Below are 1,179 nucleotides of genomic sequence, written 5' to 3' on the forward strand. Positions count from 1 at the left end.
CTCTGTGAGGCGCGCCACAACAGTGGGCTCCTCATCGTCCAGACGTTTGATCAGCAGGTGACGTCCGTAGGCTTGCGTAACAATTTGGTCATGGCCGAGCAAGGTGCGTAGTTGACGCTGAAGTTCGGCCGCGTAATGTTTGGTGGGTATGGCTGGCACGTCGGTCCCCTCGATTACGTTGCGCCGGTTTGTAGTGGGTAGCCCCGGAAACTCCATTTGAAGGGGCGCGCTGCCTGATTATGCTGGCGGATAAACTGCGCGGTTCGCTCGCGCAGGTGCGCGGTGCTGGTATGGCTGGCATGGCGCAATACCCGGCGCGTGTAGCGCGCAAACCATAGTTCAATCTGATTGACCCAACTCGCGTGCAACGGCGTGAAGTGGAAGTGAAACCGCTTGCCATGTCGCGCATTGAACGCCTGCCAGACGGCCTGGGCGCGATGCGTGTTCAGGTTGTCCCAAACCACGTGCACCTGCTTGCCCGGGTATGCAGCAGCCACGCGCTCCATGAAGGCTACCAGATCGTCCTGGGTACGCCGCTCGCGGCACTCTGCCAACACCTTTCCCGTGTGCACATCCAGCGCAGCAATCAACGCCTGGGTACCGTGGCGGATATATTCAAACTCCCGACGACGCAGCCGTCCCGCCGCCGGTGCACGCCCCGGATGCTTGCGCTCGATGGCCTGGATACCTGTCTTCTCGTCGATGCTGAGCACCACYGCGTTTTTGGGCGCCTTGCGATACAGCTTGCAAATTACATTGACCTTCTCGCGAAAGGCGGGGTCGGGACTGTGTAGCCATTGCTGCACCCGGTGCGGGCGCACGTCGCCGGCCTGCAAGATCCGCTGAACATGGCTACGGCTGATCTGTTCGACGATGCCGCGCTCGATTGCGCGCGCCACGATCTCGTCGAGCGTCGGCGTGAGCCGCCCCTGCGGTTCCTGCGCTTCGCAAGCCAACGCAATCAATTGCAGTCGCGTTTCCTGCGCAATGCGCGGCGGACGGCCACTGCGCTCACCTTCCCGAATGCCCTGTGCGCCTTGCCGCGCAATGCGCTTGCGCCACGTGCTGACCGTCTGCACCGATACACCGAGCTCTCGCGCAATCACGGTATTCGAGTGTCCCTCATGTGCCCACAACGCAATCCGAGCCCGCATCACATCCCGCTGCGGGGCCGTCTTC

At 62.1% G+C, this 1,179-nt stretch carries 1 protein-coding gene; it reads right to left on the reverse strand.

Features of this window, described 5'->3' with window-relative positions; genetic code table 11:
* Positions 1-173 precede the first annotated feature (173 nt).
* Positions 174-1,179, reverse strand: a 1,006-nt coding sequence (locus tag GCT13_RS47815; RefSeq protein ID WP_152768445.1) for an IS630 family transposase, incomplete at its 5' end; no start/stop codon positions are given.

It is taken from the genome of Paraburkholderia franconis, assembly GCF_009362735.1.
Lineage (GTDB): Bacteria > Pseudomonadota > Gammaproteobacteria > Burkholderiales > Burkholderiaceae > Paraburkholderia > Paraburkholderia franconis.